The organism is Sodalis sp. RH16 (assembly GCF_047324245.1).
GTDB classification, from domain to species: Bacteria; Pseudomonadota; Gammaproteobacteria; order Enterobacterales; family Enterobacteriaceae; genus Acerihabitans; species Acerihabitans ligni.
On record NZ_CP178737.1, the window covers coordinates 1,083,953 to 1,099,385 of the forward strand.

General features: G+C 57.8%; 18 protein-coding genes. 11 read left to right on the forward strand and 7 right to left on the reverse strand.

The window, feature by feature from the left end; genetic code table 11:
* Positions 1 to 4: 4 nt before the first annotated feature.
* The 3 genes from ACL2XJ_RS04970 to ACL2XJ_RS04980 are packed head-to-tail and all read right to left on the reverse strand — an operon-like array spanning position 5 to position 2,669.
* Positions 5 to 796 (reverse strand): methionine ABC transporter ATP-binding protein, encoded by a 792-nt coding sequence (locus tag ACL2XJ_RS04970; protein WP_413725835.1) that lies wholly within the window; start codon positions 794 to 796, stop codon positions 5 to 7.
* Positions 793 to 1,605, reverse strand: a complete 813-nt coding sequence (locus ACL2XJ_RS04975) for a MetQ/NlpA family ABC transporter substrate-binding protein (protein ID WP_203520677.1) — start codon at positions 1,603 to 1,605, stop codon at positions 793 to 795. The genes ACL2XJ_RS04970 and ACL2XJ_RS04975 overlap by 4 nt, the downstream gene beginning before the upstream one ends.
* 20 nt (positions 1,606 to 1,625) lie before the next feature.
* On the reverse strand, positions 1,626 to 2,669 hold the full coding sequence (locus ACL2XJ_RS04980) for an isopenicillin N synthase family dioxygenase (protein ID WP_413725836.1): 1,044 nt from the start codon (positions 2,667 to 2,669) through the stop codon (positions 1,626 to 1,628).
* 385 nt (positions 2,670 to 3,054) lie between these two features.
* Here ACL2XJ_RS04980 and surE point away from each other — a divergent pair, with 385 nt between their 5' ends.
* On the forward strand, positions 3,055 to 3,831 hold the full coding sequence (gene surE / locus ACL2XJ_RS04985) for a 5'/3'-nucleotidase SurE (protein WP_132925010.1): 777 nt from the start codon (positions 3,055 to 3,057) through the stop codon (positions 3,829 to 3,831).
* 50 nt (positions 3,832 to 3,881) lie between these two features.
* Here surE and ACL2XJ_RS04990 read toward each other — a convergent pair whose 3' ends face one another.
* Positions 3,882 to 5,297: a PLP-dependent aminotransferase family protein gene (locus ACL2XJ_RS04990; protein ID WP_413725837.1), complete on the reverse strand. Its 1,416-nt coding sequence runs from the start codon at positions 5,295 to 5,297 to the stop codon at positions 3,882 to 3,884.
* Positions 5,298 to 5,486: 189 nt separating this feature from the next.
* Here ACL2XJ_RS04990 and ACL2XJ_RS04995 point away from each other — a divergent pair, with 189 nt between their 5' ends.
* The 3 genes from ACL2XJ_RS04995 to ACL2XJ_RS05005 are packed head-to-tail and all read left to right on the forward strand — an operon-like array spanning position 5,487 to position 7,951.
* On the forward strand, positions 5,487 to 6,833 hold the full coding sequence (locus ACL2XJ_RS04995) for a cytochrome ubiquinol oxidase subunit I (RefSeq protein WP_132925006.1): 1,347 nt from the start codon (positions 5,487 to 5,489) through the stop codon (positions 6,831 to 6,833).
* A gap of 1 nt (position 6,834) precedes the next feature.
* On the forward strand, positions 6,835 to 7,842 hold the full coding sequence (gene cydB / locus ACL2XJ_RS05000; RefSeq protein WP_132925004.1) for a cytochrome d ubiquinol oxidase subunit II: 1,008 nt from the start codon (positions 6,835 to 6,837) through the stop codon (positions 7,840 to 7,842).
* Entirely contained in the window at positions 7,820 to 7,951 is a 132-nt protein-coding gene (locus tag ACL2XJ_RS05005; RefSeq protein ID WP_413726851.1) for a DUF2474 domain-containing protein, read from the forward strand. The genes cydB and ACL2XJ_RS05005 overlap by 23 nt, the downstream gene beginning before the upstream one ends.
* A 98-nt stretch (positions 7,952 to 8,049) precedes the next feature.
* On the opposite strand, the gene ACL2XJ_RS05010 is transcribed toward ACL2XJ_RS05005, so the two are convergent.
* Positions 8,050 to 8,802 (reverse strand): glutamine amidotransferase, encoded by a 753-nt coding sequence (locus ACL2XJ_RS05010; RefSeq protein WP_413725838.1) that lies wholly within the window; start codon positions 8,800 to 8,802, stop codon positions 8,050 to 8,052.
* Here ACL2XJ_RS05010 and ACL2XJ_RS05015 point away from each other — a divergent pair.
* Positions 8,789 to 8,971 (forward strand): hypothetical protein, encoded by a 183-nt coding sequence (locus ACL2XJ_RS05015; RefSeq protein ID WP_413725839.1) that lies wholly within the window; start codon positions 8,789 to 8,791, stop codon positions 8,969 to 8,971. The genes ACL2XJ_RS05010 and ACL2XJ_RS05015 overlap by 14 nt on opposite strands.
* A gap of 109 nt (positions 8,972 to 9,080) precedes the next feature.
* Here ACL2XJ_RS05015 and rpiB read toward each other — a convergent pair whose 3' ends face one another.
* Complete coding sequence (gene rpiB, locus ACL2XJ_RS05020) at positions 9,081 to 9,536, reverse strand: ribose 5-phosphate isomerase B (protein WP_132924999.1); 456 nt, start codon at positions 9,534 to 9,536, stop codon at positions 9,081 to 9,083.
* A gap of 457 nt (positions 9,537 to 9,993) precedes the next feature.
* On the opposite strand from rpiB, the gene ACL2XJ_RS05025 reads away from it, so the two are divergent.
* From ACL2XJ_RS05025 to ACL2XJ_RS05050, 6 genes are all read left to right on the forward strand, one after another.
* Entirely contained in the window at positions 9,994 to 10,869 is an 876-nt protein-coding gene (locus ACL2XJ_RS05025; RefSeq protein ID WP_413725840.1) for an SIS domain-containing protein, read from the forward strand.
* Positions 10,870 to 10,929: 60 nt separating this feature from the next.
* Positions 10,930 to 11,694, forward strand: a complete 765-nt coding sequence (idnO, locus tag ACL2XJ_RS05030) for a gluconate 5-dehydrogenase (protein ID WP_413725841.1) — start codon at positions 10,930 to 10,932, stop codon at positions 11,692 to 11,694.
* A gap of 353 nt (positions 11,695 to 12,047) precedes the next feature.
* The gene (locus ACL2XJ_RS05035) at positions 12,048 to 12,557 is read left to right on the forward strand and encodes a YgjP-like metallopeptidase domain-containing protein (protein WP_132924993.1); all 510 of its coding nucleotides are present in this window, start codon (positions 12,048 to 12,050) and stop codon (positions 12,555 to 12,557) included.
* Positions 12,558 to 12,640: 83 nt separating this feature from the next.
* Positions 12,641 to 13,069 carry a class I SAM-dependent methyltransferase gene (locus ACL2XJ_RS05040; protein ID WP_413725842.1) on the forward strand — a complete coding sequence of 143 codons (429 nt, stop codon included), beginning with the start codon at positions 12,641 to 12,643 and terminating at the stop codon, positions 13,067 to 13,069.
* Between the two features lie 44 nt (positions 13,070 to 13,113).
* Positions 13,114 to 14,391 carry a putative hydroxymethylpyrimidine transporter CytX gene (gene cytX, locus ACL2XJ_RS05045; RefSeq protein WP_413725843.1) on the forward strand — a complete coding sequence of 426 codons (1,278 nt, stop codon included), beginning with the start codon at positions 13,114 to 13,116 and terminating at the stop codon, positions 14,389 to 14,391.
* Between the two features lie 110 nt (positions 14,392 to 14,501).
* Positions 14,502 to 15,029 carry a DUF1993 domain-containing protein gene (locus ACL2XJ_RS05050; protein WP_413725844.1) on the forward strand — a complete coding sequence of 176 codons (528 nt, stop codon included), beginning with the start codon at positions 14,502 to 14,504 and terminating at the stop codon, positions 15,027 to 15,029.
* A 107-nt stretch (positions 15,030 to 15,136) separates the two neighbouring features.
* On the opposite strand, the gene bhsA is transcribed toward ACL2XJ_RS05050, so the two are convergent.
* Entirely contained in the window at positions 15,137 to 15,394 is a 258-nt protein-coding gene (bhsA, locus tag ACL2XJ_RS05055) for a multiple stress resistance protein BhsA (protein ID WP_413725845.1), read from the reverse strand.
* Positions 15,395 to 15,433: the final 39 nt, after the last annotated feature.

Consider the following 15,433-nt stretch of genomic DNA (forward strand, 5'->3'; position numbering starts at 1 on the left):
CGGGCTATGCCACTACGCTTAGGGATACCCCTTCGACGCCGTGGCGCCGCAAAAACGCCTGCTCCGCCTGCCTGTCCGGCAACAGTGCCTGGCGTAGCCGGGACTCGGGTTGGCGCAACAGCGACGATAGCGGCCCGCTTTCCACCAGCCGGCCCTGCTCCAGCAGCGCCGCGCTGTCGCAAATGGCTTTCACCACCTCCAGCTCATGGGTTATCAACACGATGGTCAATCCCAGCCGGCGATGGATATCTTCCAGCAACGCCAGCACCGAGGCGGTGGTTTCCGGATCTAGCGCGCTGGTGGCTTCGTCGCACAGCAGATATCGGGGCCGGGCCGCCAGCGCGCGGGCAATGCCCACCCGCTGTTTTTGACCACCGGACAGTTGGGATGGAAAAGCCCGGGCCTTATCCGCCAGCCCCACCAGATCCAGCAGTTCCCCGACCCGCCGCGCCCGTTCACGCCGGGGCACGCCGGCGATTTCCAGCGGCACGGCGACGTTCGACGACACGTTACGGGCATGGAGCAGATTGAACTGCTGGAAAACCATGCCGGTGCGCTGGCGCTGTAGCCGCAGTTCGCGGGGATCGAGCGCCGTGATATCGCGGCCATCAATCAGGATCCTGCCGGAGCTGGGCCGCTCCAGCAGGTTGAGACAGCGAATCAAGGTGCTCTTGCCGGCGCCGCTGCGGCCGAGAATGCCGTAGATGGCGCCGTCTTCGATGCGCAGGGACACATCGTGCAGCGCGGGTCGACCGTTGCCGTCATAGACCTTGCCCAGTCGGTCGATCTCGATCATGACTTTCCGCCCTCCACCGGGATCACCGAACCGGCATATTTTTCTTTGATGAACGTTGCCACCGCCGGGGATTGCAGATCCTGCGCCAGCTTTTCAATCCGCGGGTCCTTTGCCAGCTCCGGCGTGGTCACCAGGATATTGGCATAGGGATTATTGACGGCGCTCTCCAGGCCAAGGGCGTCCCGCGCCGGTTGCAGCCCGGCTTCCAGGGCATAGTTACCGTTGATTACCGCCAGATCCACATCGTCCAGGGAACGGGGTATTTGCGGCGCTTCGATTTCGAGGATGTTAAGATGCTTGGGATTGTCGGCGATATCCTGCGGCGTGGCCTGGTTCAGCGACGGGTCGTCATAACCGGCCTTCAGCTTGATCAAGCCCTTATTCTGCAACAGATAAAGCGCCCGGCTCAGGTTGGTGGCATTGTTCGGCACCGCCACCTTGGCGTTATCCGGTATCTGTTTTAGCGTCTTATATTTGGCGGAGTAAATCCCCAGCGGCTCGATATGCACCGTGGCCGCCACGGCAAACTTTCGTCCCAGCGCCTTTTCCTGATCCCGCAGATAAGGCAAATGCTGGAAATAGTTGGCATCCACATCGCCGTGGGCCAGCAGTTCGTTGGCATTGACGCCGTTAGTGAGTTCAATGACATCCAGCTTAAGCGCCGGATCGTAGGTTTTGATAAAATTCAGGATTTCCGCGTGGGGCACCGGATCGGCGGCAACCCGCAGCGCATCGGCCCCCTGGGCGGAGAAAGCCAGGGAAACGGCAAGGGCCGCCCCGGCCAAACGGATCATGGCAACATTTTTCATCGGTGATATTCCTTGTCAAATCAGACGGTAAGTTCGCCGCTGTCGTTGCGCAAATCGCTGCGCAAAATGTCGGCGTAATAGCGCTCCGCCACATCGGGATGGGATCGCAAACGCCCCTTCAGGTAGTTCCAGCCGACGTCCCGCAACAGCGGATTCAGCGGATCGCTGGCAGGTCCGCGGGCCTGGGCGGCCAGTTCGGGGGGCAGTTGATACACCGGCACCACCGCATCCAGCCGTGCGCCGAGAAAGAAAGCGATGGAGAGGCGATCCCGGCCGGCGGGAGGCGAGACCACCCGATGGACCGTGGCGCGCAGATAACCGTTGGTGGCCAGCTCAAGGAGTTCGCCGATATTCACCACAAAAGTGCCGGCCACGGGTTCGGCGTCCAGCCAGTGGTTTTCCTCCACCTCCACCTGCAGGCCCTTTTGGCGGTCTTGCAGCAGAAAGCTCAGAAATCCGGAATCTTTATGGGCGCCGACCCCTTGCGTACTGCCGGTATTATCCCGTCCCGGATAACGGATCAGCTTGATGTGTTCGTTCGGCTTGTCGCCATAAAGGGTGTCGAACGCCTGTTCAGGAAGCGACAGCGCCAAGGCAAAGGCGCGCAACAGGCGCAGGGACATGGCGGTCATTTCGTTTTGCCAGCGCAGCAGAACGGGTTTTAACGCCGGGACACCCGCGGGCCATTGGTTGGGGCCTTGCAGCCGGGTCCAGCCCGGTGACTGTGGGGTTTGCGGCAACGGCTCGCGCTCGGCGCCGATATCGAACTGCTCGCGCCAGTCGGGCTGTCCGCGGGTCAGCTCGGCGGCGGCGCGGTTATAGCCGCGAAAATGAGGGGAATTCACCATCGCCACCGACTGTTTTTGGGCGTCGGGCAAGGCAAAAAATTCACGGGATAAGTGTTGCACCTGGTCCAGTAAATGCGTATCGACGCCGTGGCCGGTCAGGTAGAAAAAACCGATATCGCGCGCCGCGTGGCGCAGTTCGGCAAGAAAAGCGCTACGTTCCGCCGAGCTATTTTCCAGCCGGGACAGATCCAATAGCGGTAAAGAGGTAGTACTCATAGGCTGCTCCGTTGATCTTTGTTGATTCCGGGGGAAGGACACAAGATGCCGCGCAGCAACAACAGTTTTCAGTCATGATTCACTCCGATAAAAGGCCGAATATCCGTGAGAGTTTTATGTTCAACACCATCGGTTAAGGTTTCAAACCTAGCATTGGGCCCTCCCCGCCGCCCAATACCGTTCAGTTCTAACTTATTTCCGCCCCTACTATACCCGTCATCTTTCAAGCCGCAGCTGTGTTGGCTGCAACGTGAAATCTATTGGGTATTTACCCGCCATACCGGTAACCAAATCTTTCTATTCGGTTTGCTATCCTTGCGTCCCATGGGATATAAATCATGCATAGATCACATTTTTAACTTCACCAACCCTAGAAGGTCTGAGTATGAAAATAGTGAATCGGGTATTACTGACCAATGACGACGGCTTTGATGCGCCGGGACTGGCATTGCTGGCCCAGGCGGCGGGGGAAATCGCCGAGGAAGTGTGGATAGTGGCGCCGTCCCAGGACAAAAGCGGGGTGGCCAATTCCCTGAGCATGCGTGCGCCGGTACGGGTGGTCAAGCGGGGCGAGCGGCTCTTTGCGGTGTACGGCACGCCCGCCGACTGCGTGGCGTTCGCCATTCGCCAGGCCATGCAGGACACGCCGCCGGATCTGGTGCTGTCGGGCATCAATAACGGCTCCAACCTGGGATTCGAAACCCTGCTGTCCGGCACGGTGGGCGCGGCCACTACCGGCATGCTGCTGGGCGTTCCCTCCATCGCCCTGAGCCAGAACCGGGATCCGGATAACGAGGTTAACTGGGACAGCGCCCGCCACCACGTGGTGAAGACCCTGCGCCAGCTTTTGCAGCATCCCTGGGACAAGCAGGTCTGTCTGAACGTGAATTTCCCGGATATCGCGGCGGACAAGGTCAAAGGCATTCGGGTCACCGCCCAGGGCATGGGCAAGGTGGACGGACTGACGGTGGACGCCACCCGCGATCCCCATGGAGAAGATTACTTCTGGATACGGGTGCAGCACGGCCGGCTTGACCGTCCGGCCAACAGCGAACTGAAGCTCAATGAGGAAGGGTATATCTCGGTTACGCCGCTGACTTTTGAACGGACCCAAACCAATGAATACCAGCGCCTCGCCACGCTCTACCGTCAAGATTTCTAAGGGATAAAAGCGCGCCTGTCCGCCGAAATGTCCAACGCATAAGCAGGCTGTCAAACCGGCAGCATCTCTTTTATCAACCGGGCTAATACCTCAACCGCCCGGGTTTGCCGGTCGTTCCATTCATATGAGATGTTAAAGCGGAAGTAGTTGTTATAAAGACCGCCGGCCGAGAACATCCGGCCCGGGGCGATACTGATTTTTTGCCGCAGCGCCCGGCGATAGAGCTCGGTGGCATCCACCCCCGGCGGCAGCTCGATCCATAGGAAATAACCGCTGTGGCATTCATTGATGCGCACCTCGGGCAGGAGGCGATGCAAGGCCTGCCGGTAGCTGTTTTTACGCTGTTCCAGCACCCGGCGTAATCGCCGCAGGTGGCTGTCGTAGCCGCGGGTGGCGAGATAATTCGCCAGCGCCAGCTGCATCGGCGCGCTGGTGGACAGGGTGCTCATCAACTGTAGCCGCTGGATCCTGCCGGCCATCTCACCGGCGGCCACCCAGCCGACCCTAAAACCCGCCGCCAGGCTTTTGGAAAACGAAGAGCAGTGCATGGCCATGCCACGGGTATCATAGGCTTTGGCCGGCAGGGGCTTGTGCGCGCCGAAATAGAGCTCATGATAGACATCGTCCTCGATCAAATAGACGTTGTACCGCTGCAACAGCGCCGCCAACCGCTGCTTTTTCTCGTCGGACAGGGTACAGCCCAGGGGATTCTGGCTGTTGGTCATCACCCAGCAGGCTTTCACCGGATAGTCGTTGAGCGCCTGTTCCAGCGCCGTCAGATCGATGCCGAACCGAGGATGGGCGGCGATGGCCAGGGCTTTCAGTTGCAGCCGCTCCAGCGCCTGAAGCGCACCGTAAAAGGCCGGATTTTCCACAATCACCCAGTCCCCGGGGCGGGTGACCGCCTGCAGGCTCAGGTTCAGCGCCTCCATCGCGCCGGCGGTAATGACGATTTCATCCGGCGACACCTTCATGCCCTGCAAGGCATACCGCTTGGCAATAATATTGCGCAACGCCTCGTTGCCGGGAGGCAGATTATCCACCACGCTCAGGGCGCTCATGGCATGGGCGACCCGGGAAAGGGATCGCGTCAACTGCTGGCGAGGAAACAGGCCGGGATCGGGAAACGCCGACCCGAAGGGCACGATATCGGGATCGCGCCCGGCCTGCAGCACCTCGAAAATAAAGTCATTGATATCCACCGATTCAGCGGGCTGTACCTGCTGATGCACCGCCGGCTGCGTGAGAAATTCGGCCTTAGGCGCCACATAATAACCGGACTGGGGACGGGAAAAAATCCAGCCCTGGCTTTCCAGAATTTGATAGGCATGCATCACGGTCATCAGGCTTATGCCGGAACTTTCCGCCTGTTCACGCAGCGAGGGTAGCTTCTCCCCTGCCTGCCAGATATTGGCGGTAATCTGTTCGCGCACCTGCTGAACCAGCACCTCATATTTACTCGGCACCCACCGGCCTCCTTGTTTAAACACCCCGCCAACCGCGCCGCCGCCGGCGGAAAACCTCACCCCGGCGGAAACTGTTATAGCATAAATCAGCTTTTCTGTTGCTGTTATACACCGTCTCAACCCTCTATGATCCTCATGGAAGATAACCCAGCCGTTATCAACGATTCAGCCGTTAGCACGAGGTTCGCCATGTTCGGGGTAGATGCTTTCCACCTTGCCAGAATTCAGTTTGCCTTTACGGTATCTTTCCACATTATTTTCCCGGCCATTACCATCGGACTGGCCAGCTATCTGGCGGTGCTGGAAGGCTTATGGCTGAAAACCCGCGATGAAGACTACCGCAGCCTGTATCACTTCTGGTCGAAGGTGTTCGCCGTCAATTTCGGCATGGGGGTGGTGTCGGGGCTGGTGATGGCCTATCAGTTCGGCACCAACTGGAGCGGCTTTTCCCAATTCGCCGGCAGCATTACCGGGCCGCTGCTGACCTACGAGGTCCTGACGGCATTTTTCCTGGAAGCCGGCTTTCTCGGCGTCATGCTGTTCGGCTGGCAGCGAGTGGGCAACGGCCTGCACTTCTTCGCCACCTGCATGGTGGCGCTGGGCACGCTCATCTCCACGTTCTGGATCCTGGCCTCCAACAGCTGGATGCAAACCCCGCAGGGATATATCGTCCAACGGGGGCAGGTAGTGCCGGTCAACTGGTTCGAGGTGATTTTCAATCCCTCCTTTCCCTACCGGCTGCTGCATATGACCACCGGGGCCTTCCTGGCCAGCGCCCTATTCGTCGGCGCATCGGCCGCCTGGCATCTGCTGCGGCGCAACGATACCCCGGCCATACGGAAAATGCTGTCCATGGCGATGTGGATGCTCTTGATTGTCGCGCCGATCCAGGCGGTCATCGGCGATATGCACGGACTGAACACCCTGCAATACCAGCCGGCTAAAATCGCCGCCATCGAAGGGCACTGGGAAAATATCCCCGGCCAGGCGACCCCGCTGATTCTGGCGGGATTGCCCGATATGGCGGCGCAGAAAACCCGCTATGCGCTGGAGATACCCTATCTGGGCAGCCTGATCCTGACCCATAGCCTGCAGCGGCAGGTGCCGGCGCTCAACAGTTTTGCCAAGGAGGACCGGCCTAATTCCACCATCGTTTTCTGGTCATTCCGCGTCATGGCCGGCCTGGGCATGCTGATGATCCTGCTGGGGCTGTCCGGCCTTTGGCTGCGCCGCCGCCAGCGCTTGTATCGTTCACGGATTTTTCTGCGTTTCGCCCTGCTGATGGGACCGGCGGGATTAATCGCCATCCTGGCGGGCTGGGTCACCACCGAAGCCGGCCGGCAACCCTGGGTGGTATACGGTCTGCTTCGTACCAAAGATGCGGTTTCCGCCCATGGTTCACTGCATATGAGCCTGAGTTTGCTGGCATTCGTCCTGATTTACTGTTCGGTATTCGGCGTGGGCTACGGCTATATGATGCGGCTGATACGTCAAGGCCCTCCTTCTGGTAAAGAGAACATGGTTGAGAGGAAATAACATGGGTATCGATCTGCCCGTCATCTGGTTTGTGATTATCATTTTCGCCACGCTGATGTATATCGTCATGGACGGTTTTGACCTGGGCATCGGCATCCTGTTTTTCATGACCCGGGACCGCTCTGCCCGCGACCAGATGGTAAACAGCGTGGCGCCGGTGTGGGACGGGAATGAAACCTGGCTGGTGCTGGGAGGTGCCGCACTGTTCGGCGCGTTTCCATTGGCCTACTCGGTGATTATCGACGCGCTGTCGACCCCTCTTACGCTGATGTTGTTCGCGCTGATTTTTCGCGGCGTCGCGTTTGAATTCCGCTTTAAAGCCACCCTTGCCCATCGGCCTTTTTGGGATCGCGCCTTTATGCTGGGTTCACTGGCGGCCACCTTTTGCCAGGGGGTCGTGGTGGGCGCCTTTATTCAAGGGTTCCCGGTGACGGGACGGCGGTTCGCCGGCGCGGCTTTTGACTGGCTGACGCCGTTTTGCCTGTTTTGCGGACTGGGACTGATGGCGGCCTATGCCCTGCTGGGCTGTACCTGGCTGATTATGAAAACCGAACAGGATCTGCAGCGGCATATGTACCGGCTGGCGAAACCCCTGCTGTTGGCGCTGCTGGCCGCGATAGCGGTTATCAGCCTGTGGACGCCCCTGGCGCATCCGGCCATAGCCCGGCGCTGGTTTGCACTGCCCAATCTGTTCTATTTTCTGCCGGTGCCGCTGCTGGTGCTGCTTTGCGCCGGGTGGCTGTGGCGGGGCATTGGCCGCCGGGCGGATTTTTCACCGTTCATGATGACGCTGATACTGGTTTTTCTGGGTTTCACCGGCCTGGGCATCAGTATCTGGCCCAACATCATTCCGCCGGCCATCGACATCCGGGCCGCCTCGGCGCCGGCGCAAAGCCAGGGATTCATGCTGGTGGGGGCGCTGCTGATCATCCCGGTAATTCTGGTTTACACCTTCTGGAGCTATTTTGTCTTCCGCGGAAAAATCAATCCCCACGAGGGATACCATTAAACGGCTGTTATGGCTGCTGGCGCTATGGGCGGCCAGCGTGCTGGCGCTGGGGGTGGTCGCCACGCTGTTCCGGCTGCTGATGACCGCGGCCGGCATGCGAACCCACTGAGCGGATATGGCTAATCATCTGCCGCCGGACAGCCGACATCATGCCATGCCGGGAAGCTGAATACCAAGCGCCCCGCCGGCTATGGAATTAACCTAACGTTATGCGGCGTTGCTGTTCGCCAGCCCGGAACGGTTATTACGCCAGTTCTCATAAAAGCGCTGCAAAATCAGCGCCGGCCACTCCGGTTCTGTCTGCGACTGCAGGCTTGCCAACTGCTCTTTGGCGCCGCTCCGGGTGCTGTGGCGCAGACAGCTCGCCATCAGGGAGCGGCTGAATTCGGGATGGAACTGCAGCGAAAAGGTTTGCGGGCTATAGCGGATGATCTGGCAATCATCCCGGGGCGAGACGGCCAATACCCGCGCCTCGGCGGGAGGACGCAGCACCGTCTGCAAATGGGACAGCCAGACGGCGAATTGCCCCGGCAACCCCCCAAGCAGCGGATCGTCGTCGGCGCGGGCGGTGATCCGCACCTGTTGCAATCCCCCTTCCCAGCCGCGGGGATTATCGGCAACGATGCCCCCCAGCGCATAAGCGATAAGCTGATGTCCGTAGCAGATGCCCAGTAACGGCAGTTCCAGGGCATGGACCCCGCGGATCCATGCGGCGGTAATCTCGCTCCAGGGAGCATGATCGGTAACCATCGACCAGGACCCGGTAATGATAGCCGCTGAAATCCGATCCGGATCGGGCAACCGATCGCCGCGATAGGGACGGATCAAGACATATTCATGGGATTCCAGGCCGAGTCTGTCCACAAACCACTGGTACTGCTCCCCCACCTCGGCGGCGATGGCCGTCGGCGGTTCTCCCATCTGGACAATCGCCAGCGGTGCGTAAATGGGTAAGTCCATTGCTGATTCCAATTCTTATGCTGATTTGAATGCCGGCGAGATCGATACCGATCGCGCCACAACGTCATGCAAAGTCATGCCGGCTACAGCGTTGACGCCGGTTCGTTATTCCATTATGCCTGCCACGGCGCCGCCAGGTCTACCGGCGATGGGGGCTTTTCCATGCTAATTAACGATTACCTTAGCAAGAAAAATGCTAATAGCGTATAGACCAAGGCGGCGTCACATCAGGCCTATGGGCAGGCCCTCTGATACCCGGCGCGCACTGTTTCGTTCGGTCAGTCCAGGGAATCCCCTTGCTCGAGTTTGCCGATGAGCTCTACCCGCCGCTGATGGCGACCCCCTTCAAACTCGGCGGCCAGCCACTCGTCAACGATCATCTTCGCCAGTTCGCCGCCTACCACGCGGGAGCCGAAGGCCAGGATATTGGTATCGTTATGCTGGCGGGAGAGTTTGGCCGAATAGGGCTCGCTGCAGGCCACGGCGCGGATACCCGGCACTTTATTGGCAGCGATGGAAATACCGATGCCGGAACCGCAGATCAGGATACCCAGATCCGCTTCATGGTTCATCACCGCATCGGCAACCGACTTGGCGTAGAGGGGATAATCGGTGCGCTCCGACGTATAGGTGCCTTTATCGATGACAGAGATACCCTTGGATTCCAAATGGCTGACTATCTCGGGCTTCAATAACCAGCCCACATGATCGCAGCCGATGGCAATTTTCATCATTCGCTAACCTCAATTCCGTCCTGGGCTATTATCCGCATAGAGAGAGCTACCCGAATAGGGCCCCCTGAACCGGGAGATATCACCGGCGCATTTGTTCATGGATACTAAACTTCACAATAAAATACTTAATATAATTTAAAATTATTGTGAAGTTATGCCTTTCAAAAAATCGCAATAACAAGACATCTTTTATCACGCCATGCCTGTCATCTGACCGATTTTATGGCATAACACTGCGTAATGCAATAATACCCATCGTGAGTCAACGATGCATTCGGCAGACCGCGCCGGTTCTTTCGTTTTATTGGCCCTTGGCAAATCTTCACAAATTTTTTTACTTCTATGAATATTCCGCCATGGCCGGTATTGTCATGCTTTTTCAAACCCTGGCGGGATGGCATTGTCACCGGCCGGTTTGCTATAACTGACAGCCTTGACCTGTTAAGGAGGGTGGTAAATGGTGGATTTGATCAACAATGAAAATGCCTTGGCGATTGGCGCTAAGATAAAAATGTCGCTCTCGCAGCTCAATACGACGGAGCGCGGCATTGCCGAGTGGTTCATCACCAGAGGAAACGTGGATAAACAAACCAGCATCAAACACGTCGCTTCGTCATTGAATGTCTCGGAACCCCTTATCGTCAAAGTGGCTAAAAAACTGGGTTATACCGGTTTTCGTGAATTGCGTCAGGCGTTATGGTCCTATTTTGCCGCTCTGCCTTTTGATAAAGAAGAAGAAATTTCTGAGGACGACAGCATTGAGCTGGTGCTGGATAAAATATTCAATAATTCCATCAATGCGTTAAAAGAAGCCCAGTCCGTCGCTGATCCGACGGTTATCGCCGAAGCATCCAGACTGATACTGCTGGCCGGGCATGTTACGCTGTTCGGTGTCGGCGGTTCGGCCACGGTGTGCCTGGATTTTGAGCACAAGCTATTACGCATCGGCATCCTCAGCCACTCCTATAACGATTATCACCTGATGCTCATGGTGGCCTGCCAGCTAGCGGAAGGGGATGTGGTGATTGTTATTTCGCAATCCGGCGATACCCGAGAACTGCTGCAGGCCGTGCAGGTGGCTAAGGACCGGGGCGCAAAAATCATCTGTATTACCAATGATAATGTTTCGCTTCTGTCGCAACTGTCCGATTTGTCCATCTTCAGCCCCGCCCGCGGCGGTCCGTTATTAGGCCAGAATGCCGTAGCCCGCATTATTCAGCTCAATTTGCTGGATACGCTGTTTATTGCCCTTGTTTTGCAGGACTATCATGGAGCAAAAGAAAAACTGGAACGAAGCATCGAAATAGTCAAACCTTTACATGGCAAAGGATAAAACAGCGGCTACGATCCTGGGTACGGTTGGTTATTTGAGTCGATTCCAGAGGAAGTTCTAATGAACGAGCTCTTTTCATTGCAGAACAAAAAGATATTAATCACCGGTTCCGCGCGGGGTATAGGTTTTATTCTGGCCCGGGGACTGGCGCAGTACGGCGCGGATATCATTATCAACGGCACCACCGCCGAGGGTACGGATAACGCGGTGCGTGAATTGCGGGAAGAGGGTTATACCGCGTATGCGATGCCGTTTGACGTTACCGACAGCGGCGCCGTCAAGGACGCCGTCCAGCGCATTGAATCCACTATCGGCGCCATAGATGTGTTAATAAATAATGCCGGTATCCAGCGGCGCCATCCCTTTACCGAATTTCCGGAGCAGGAGTGGGATGACGTTATCGCCGTGAACCAAAAGGCGGTGTTTCTGGTTTCCCAGACCGTCGCACGGTATATGGTGAAACGGAACCGCGGCAAAATCATCAATATCGGTTCGATGCAAAGCGAACTGGGTCGGGATAATATTACACCCTATGCCGCGTCTAAAGGCGCGGTGAAAATGCTGACCCGCGGTATGTGCGTTGAGCTGGCCCGCTATAATATCCAGGTAAACGGCATTGCCCCCGGTTATTTCAGTACCGATATGACCAAAGCCCTGGAAGAAGATGACGCTTTTACCGCCTGGCTCACCAAACGTACCCCCGCCGGACGCTGGGGCGATCCGCAGGAACTCATCGGCGCGGCGGTATTTCTTGCGGCGAAATCCTCTGATTTTGTCAACGGACACCTGCTGTTTGTGGATGGCGGCATGTCCGTAGCGGTCTGATTGATTCCCCCTGGCCGTTGGCGCGGCGAAAAAAATGCGCACGCCCCGTCCGCTTGATGCCCGGCGGTTCCAGGCTTTCAGCGGCAGATATCGGTCCGTGCGCTATCCTTTTTAGATTATTGTCAAAAGCCACTGCTTCCCTGTGCTTTTCATTTTCCATGGTTACGCCGGCCAGAAAGTGCTGCACTTCACGAAATCGTTACCCCACCGCCGGCCGGCGTGATTATCGGCCGCGGGTGCCGTTATCCCTCCTTCGCCCTATTGCCCGTTAGCGGGTATAATCGTCTCATGGACGCCGTTGGACTCTCCGGGCGTAACCACATAACTCGATAACTACAGCGGCGCGACCACGCATGACCGAATTGACTTATCTGCAGGGATACCCGGAGCATCTGCTGGCGCAGGTGCGGACCTTGATTCGCGAGCAGCGCCTGGGAGCGGTATTGCAGCAGCGCTATCCGGGAACCCATAGCGTCACCAGCGACAAAGCGCTCTACCAGTATGTGGTCGGGTTGAAAAACGCCTATTTGCGGAATGCGCCGCCGGTGGACAAGGTTGCCTGGGACAGCAAGATTCATGTGATTAAGAATGCCCTCGGCCTCCACACCGCCGTATCGCGTATTCAGGGAGCCAAACTCAAGGCCAAGGCGGAAATCCGTATCGCCACGGTATTCAAAAAGGCGCCCGCCGACTTGCTGCGGATGATCGCCGTGCATGAGCTGGCGCATTTGAAGGAGAAACAGCATGACAAGGCATTCTATCAGCTGTGCTGCCATATGGAGCCCCGCTATCATCAGCTTGAATTCGATACCCGTCTCTGGTTGACCCAGCTTGCGCTGGCGGATGGGGAAAACCTGGACTAGCCATGCCCGTGCCGCGGCACATGGAGAACCATTTAAGCTATAGAGAGAGAAGACCTGCCACTATATCCATCAGGAGGTTAATTTTGTCTGAGCGTTTCGACGACGGCAGCGCCGGCGATGCGGATTACGGGGTTATCGGCCGGGAATATTCCCGCTACCGCCGCCCCGATCCCGCCATCGCCGGTTTAATCAGAGAGGCCCTCCGGCCCGCGCGCACGGTACTGAACGTCGGCGCCGGCGCCGGTTCCTACGAACCCACCGATCTTGAGGTCACCGCCCTGGAACCCTCCGCCTCGATGCGCGCCCAGCGGCCGGCGCATTTGCCCCGGGCCATTGAAGGCGTGGCCGAGGCGCTACCCTTTGCCGACGGGATCTTTGATGCCGGCATGGCGACGTTCATGGTACATCAATGGCAGAACCTGGTCCAGGGACTGGCGGAGATGCGCCGTTTTGACGGCTCACTGAAATTAATTGTCGGTCGCGGCATCGATTCGCCGTCTACGCCGGAATAAGGTTGTGCTATTGTCGTTATCCGTGCAAAAAAACTGATAACCCGATGAAAAACAATATATACGCTCCGGACAGGATCATTACCGAGACCGACCGGGTCCTGGGATGGCGGGACTTCTTTTCGTTATGGTTCTCCCTGGGCATCGGCCTGGCGGTGCTGCAGGCCGGCGCCGTGCTCTCCCCCGGCATGGGCATGGTGAATTCCCTCTATGCCATCACGCTGGGTTCGCTGTTGGGATGCCTGCTGCTGGCGCTGGCCGGCGTGATAGGTTTCGATACCGGACGCTCCTCCATGGCCTCCATGGCCTACAGCCTCGGTAAAAAGGGAGCCTCGGTGCCGGCGCTGCTGAATCTACTGCAGCTGATTGGCTGGGGCGCCTTCGAGATTGTCATGATGCGCGATGCGGCGTCGTTGCTGGCGGCTCGCGCGCTGGGCAGCCAGAGTATCTGGGCCAATGCCGCCCTGTGGACATGGCTGTTCGGCATCGGCGCCACGGCCATCGCCCTGGGTGGCCCGCTGGCCTTTATCCGGCTGGTATTACGGCGCTGGGGTATTTATCTGTTGCTTATCGCCTGTGCCTGGCTGAGCCTGTCCCTGTGGCGGCACGGGGACATTCACCGGCTGGCGGCGGCGACGGGCAACGGCAGCCTGCCGTTTGCCGCCGGCTGCGATATCGTTATCTCCATGGCGCTGTCCTGGCTGCCGCTTATCGGGGATTACACCCGTTTCGGCAAAAGCGCGCGGCAAAGTTTTCTCGGCACTCTCGGCGGTTACCTGCTGGGCAGCCTGTGGATGATGGTTCTGGGCGGAGCCTATGCTCTGGCGTATGTGGGCAACGGCGACGCCAACGCGCTGCTGGTGGCGCTGTCCGGCGCCGCCCTGGGCATCCCGCTGCTATTGATCCTCATTGACGAAAATGAAAACGCCTTTGCCGACATCCATTCGGCGGCGCTCTCCTCGGCGCTGTTCATTCCGCGCCAGGTGAAGCCCTTGACCTTGATTATCGGCCTCATCTGCACCCTCATCGCCTGGCAGGTACCGTTATCCCAATACGAAAATTTCCTGCTGCTTATCGGGTCGGTTTTTTCACCGCTGTTCGGCGTGGTGCTGGCGGAACATTTCCTGGTCCGCCGCCGCCGCAATCCGGCCCCCGGCGCCGGTTTGTCCTGGCGGGCATTCGCCGCCTGGATCGTGGGTATCGCGGTGTATCAGCTATTGTTGCGGGACTATCCCCAGGTGGGCGCCACCCTGCCGTCGCTGTTGATTGCCGGTTTGCTGCATCTTGGCCTGGCCCGGCGGGGGGAATTTAATAGCGCTCGTTAGAAAAACATTGACGGCACCGGGCGTCGGCCCTAATTTGATAGCGGCTGCGAGAGGGCGCCACCGGCGCCTTACTCTTTTTTTTCTGTTCGATTACCCTAAGAGGGTTTTGTATGGTTACCACGGCACAACCGAACATCAGTTTTTATCAGGCATCAGTGCCTGTTTTTATCCGCATGCTGACCAATCTATCCTACCTGCTGGCTAAAGCGGCGGCCCATGTCCAGGAACAGGGCATCGAGCCGTCAGACTGGATCAACGCGCGGCTGGCGCCGGATATGTTCACCCTGGCAAGACAGGTCCAATCCGCCAGCGATGCGGCCAAAGGCGGCGCTGCGCGCCTGGCGGGCTGTGAAATCCCCAGCTTCCCCGATACCGAAAGCACCTTTGACGAATTGCAGACCCGTATTGCCAAGACGCTGACTTTTCTGGGTAATTTACATCCGGAGCAGTTTGAACACAGCGGCGAACGCCCCGTCGTGATGAACATGCGCGGCAGCGAAAAATCCTTCACCGGTAATGACTACCTATTCCAAATGGCGATCCCGAATTTCTTTTTCCATATCACCACCGCCTACGACATCCTGCGTCACCTGGGCCTGGCGATCGGTAAAAAAGATTATCTAGGCTCTTTCGAATAAAATTTGGCATTAAAAAACGCCGGCAAATCACTGGATTTTGCCGGCGTTTCTTTGAATCTGATGCTTAGCCGGGGCATCCTACCCTGGCTCATTTATCCGTCATACCATTATTCGTAGATTTCCGCGGTGCCGCGCATTTGGTTATTGCCGGTAACAGAGGTAATACGGAACGATCTGGCGCCGGACTGGGCGGCTTTTTCCGCCAGCTGATTTTCAACAGAGGTTACGTCATGGGCGCCGGTAACGGTGATTACGCCCACTTGCTGCTGTTCGGCCGGAGCCGAGCTGACCAAATCGGCGGCGAAGCTACCGAATGACAGAGTGCCCAGTGCGATGGCGGCGATGGTGTATTTTACGTTTTTCATTTTCACGGTCTCTCTTTAAAAGTAATGTTTGAAATACCG

Coding starts and splice junctions, on each gene's coding strand:
- cytX (WP_413725843.1), top strand. CDS start 13,114: ATGAAAAACAATATATACGCTCCGGACAGGATCATTACCGAGACCGAC.
- ACL2XJ_RS04995 (WP_132925006.1), top strand. CDS start 5,487: ATGTTCGGGGTAGATGCTTTCCACCTTGCCAGAATTCAGTTTGCCTTT.
- rpiB (WP_132924999.1), bottom strand. CDS start 9,536: ATGATGAAAATTGCCATCGGCTGCGATCATGTGGGCTGGTTATTGAAG.
- bhsA (WP_413725845.1), bottom strand. CDS start 15,394: ATGAAAAACGTAAAATACACCATCGCCGCCATCGCACTGGGCACTCTG.
- cydB (WP_132925004.1), top strand. CDS start 6,835: ATGGGTATCGATCTGCCCGTCATCTGGTTTGTGATTATCATTTTCGCC.
- ACL2XJ_RS04970 (WP_413725835.1), bottom strand. CDS start 796: ATGATCGAGATCGACCGACTGGGCAAGGTCTATGACGGCAACGGTCGA.
- ACL2XJ_RS05025 (WP_413725840.1), top strand. CDS start 9,994: ATGGTGGATTTGATCAACAATGAAAATGCCTTGGCGATTGGCGCTAAG.
- ACL2XJ_RS05015 (WP_413725839.1), top strand. CDS start 8,789: ATGGGTAAGTCCATTGCTGATTCCAATTCTTATGCTGATTTGAATGCC.
- ACL2XJ_RS05010 (WP_413725838.1), bottom strand. CDS start 8,802: ATGGACTTACCCATTTACGCACCGCTGGCGATTGTCCAGATGGGAGAA.
- surE (WP_132925010.1), top strand. CDS start 3,055: ATGAAAATAGTGAATCGGGTATTACTGACCAATGACGACGGCTTTGAT.
- ACL2XJ_RS04980 (WP_413725836.1), bottom strand. CDS start 2,669: ATGAGTACTACCTCTTTACCGCTATTGGATCTGTCCCGGCTGGAAAAT.
- ACL2XJ_RS05050 (WP_413725844.1), top strand. CDS start 14,502: ATGGTTACCACGGCACAACCGAACATCAGTTTTTATCAGGCATCAGTG.
- ACL2XJ_RS04975 (WP_203520677.1), bottom strand. CDS start 1,605: ATGAAAAATGTTGCCATGATCCGTTTGGCCGGGGCGGCCCTTGCCGTT.
- ACL2XJ_RS05035 (WP_132924993.1), top strand. CDS start 12,048: ATGACCGAATTGACTTATCTGCAGGGATACCCGGAGCATCTGCTGGCG.
- idnO (WP_413725841.1), top strand. CDS start 10,930: ATGAACGAGCTCTTTTCATTGCAGAACAAAAAGATATTAATCACCGGT.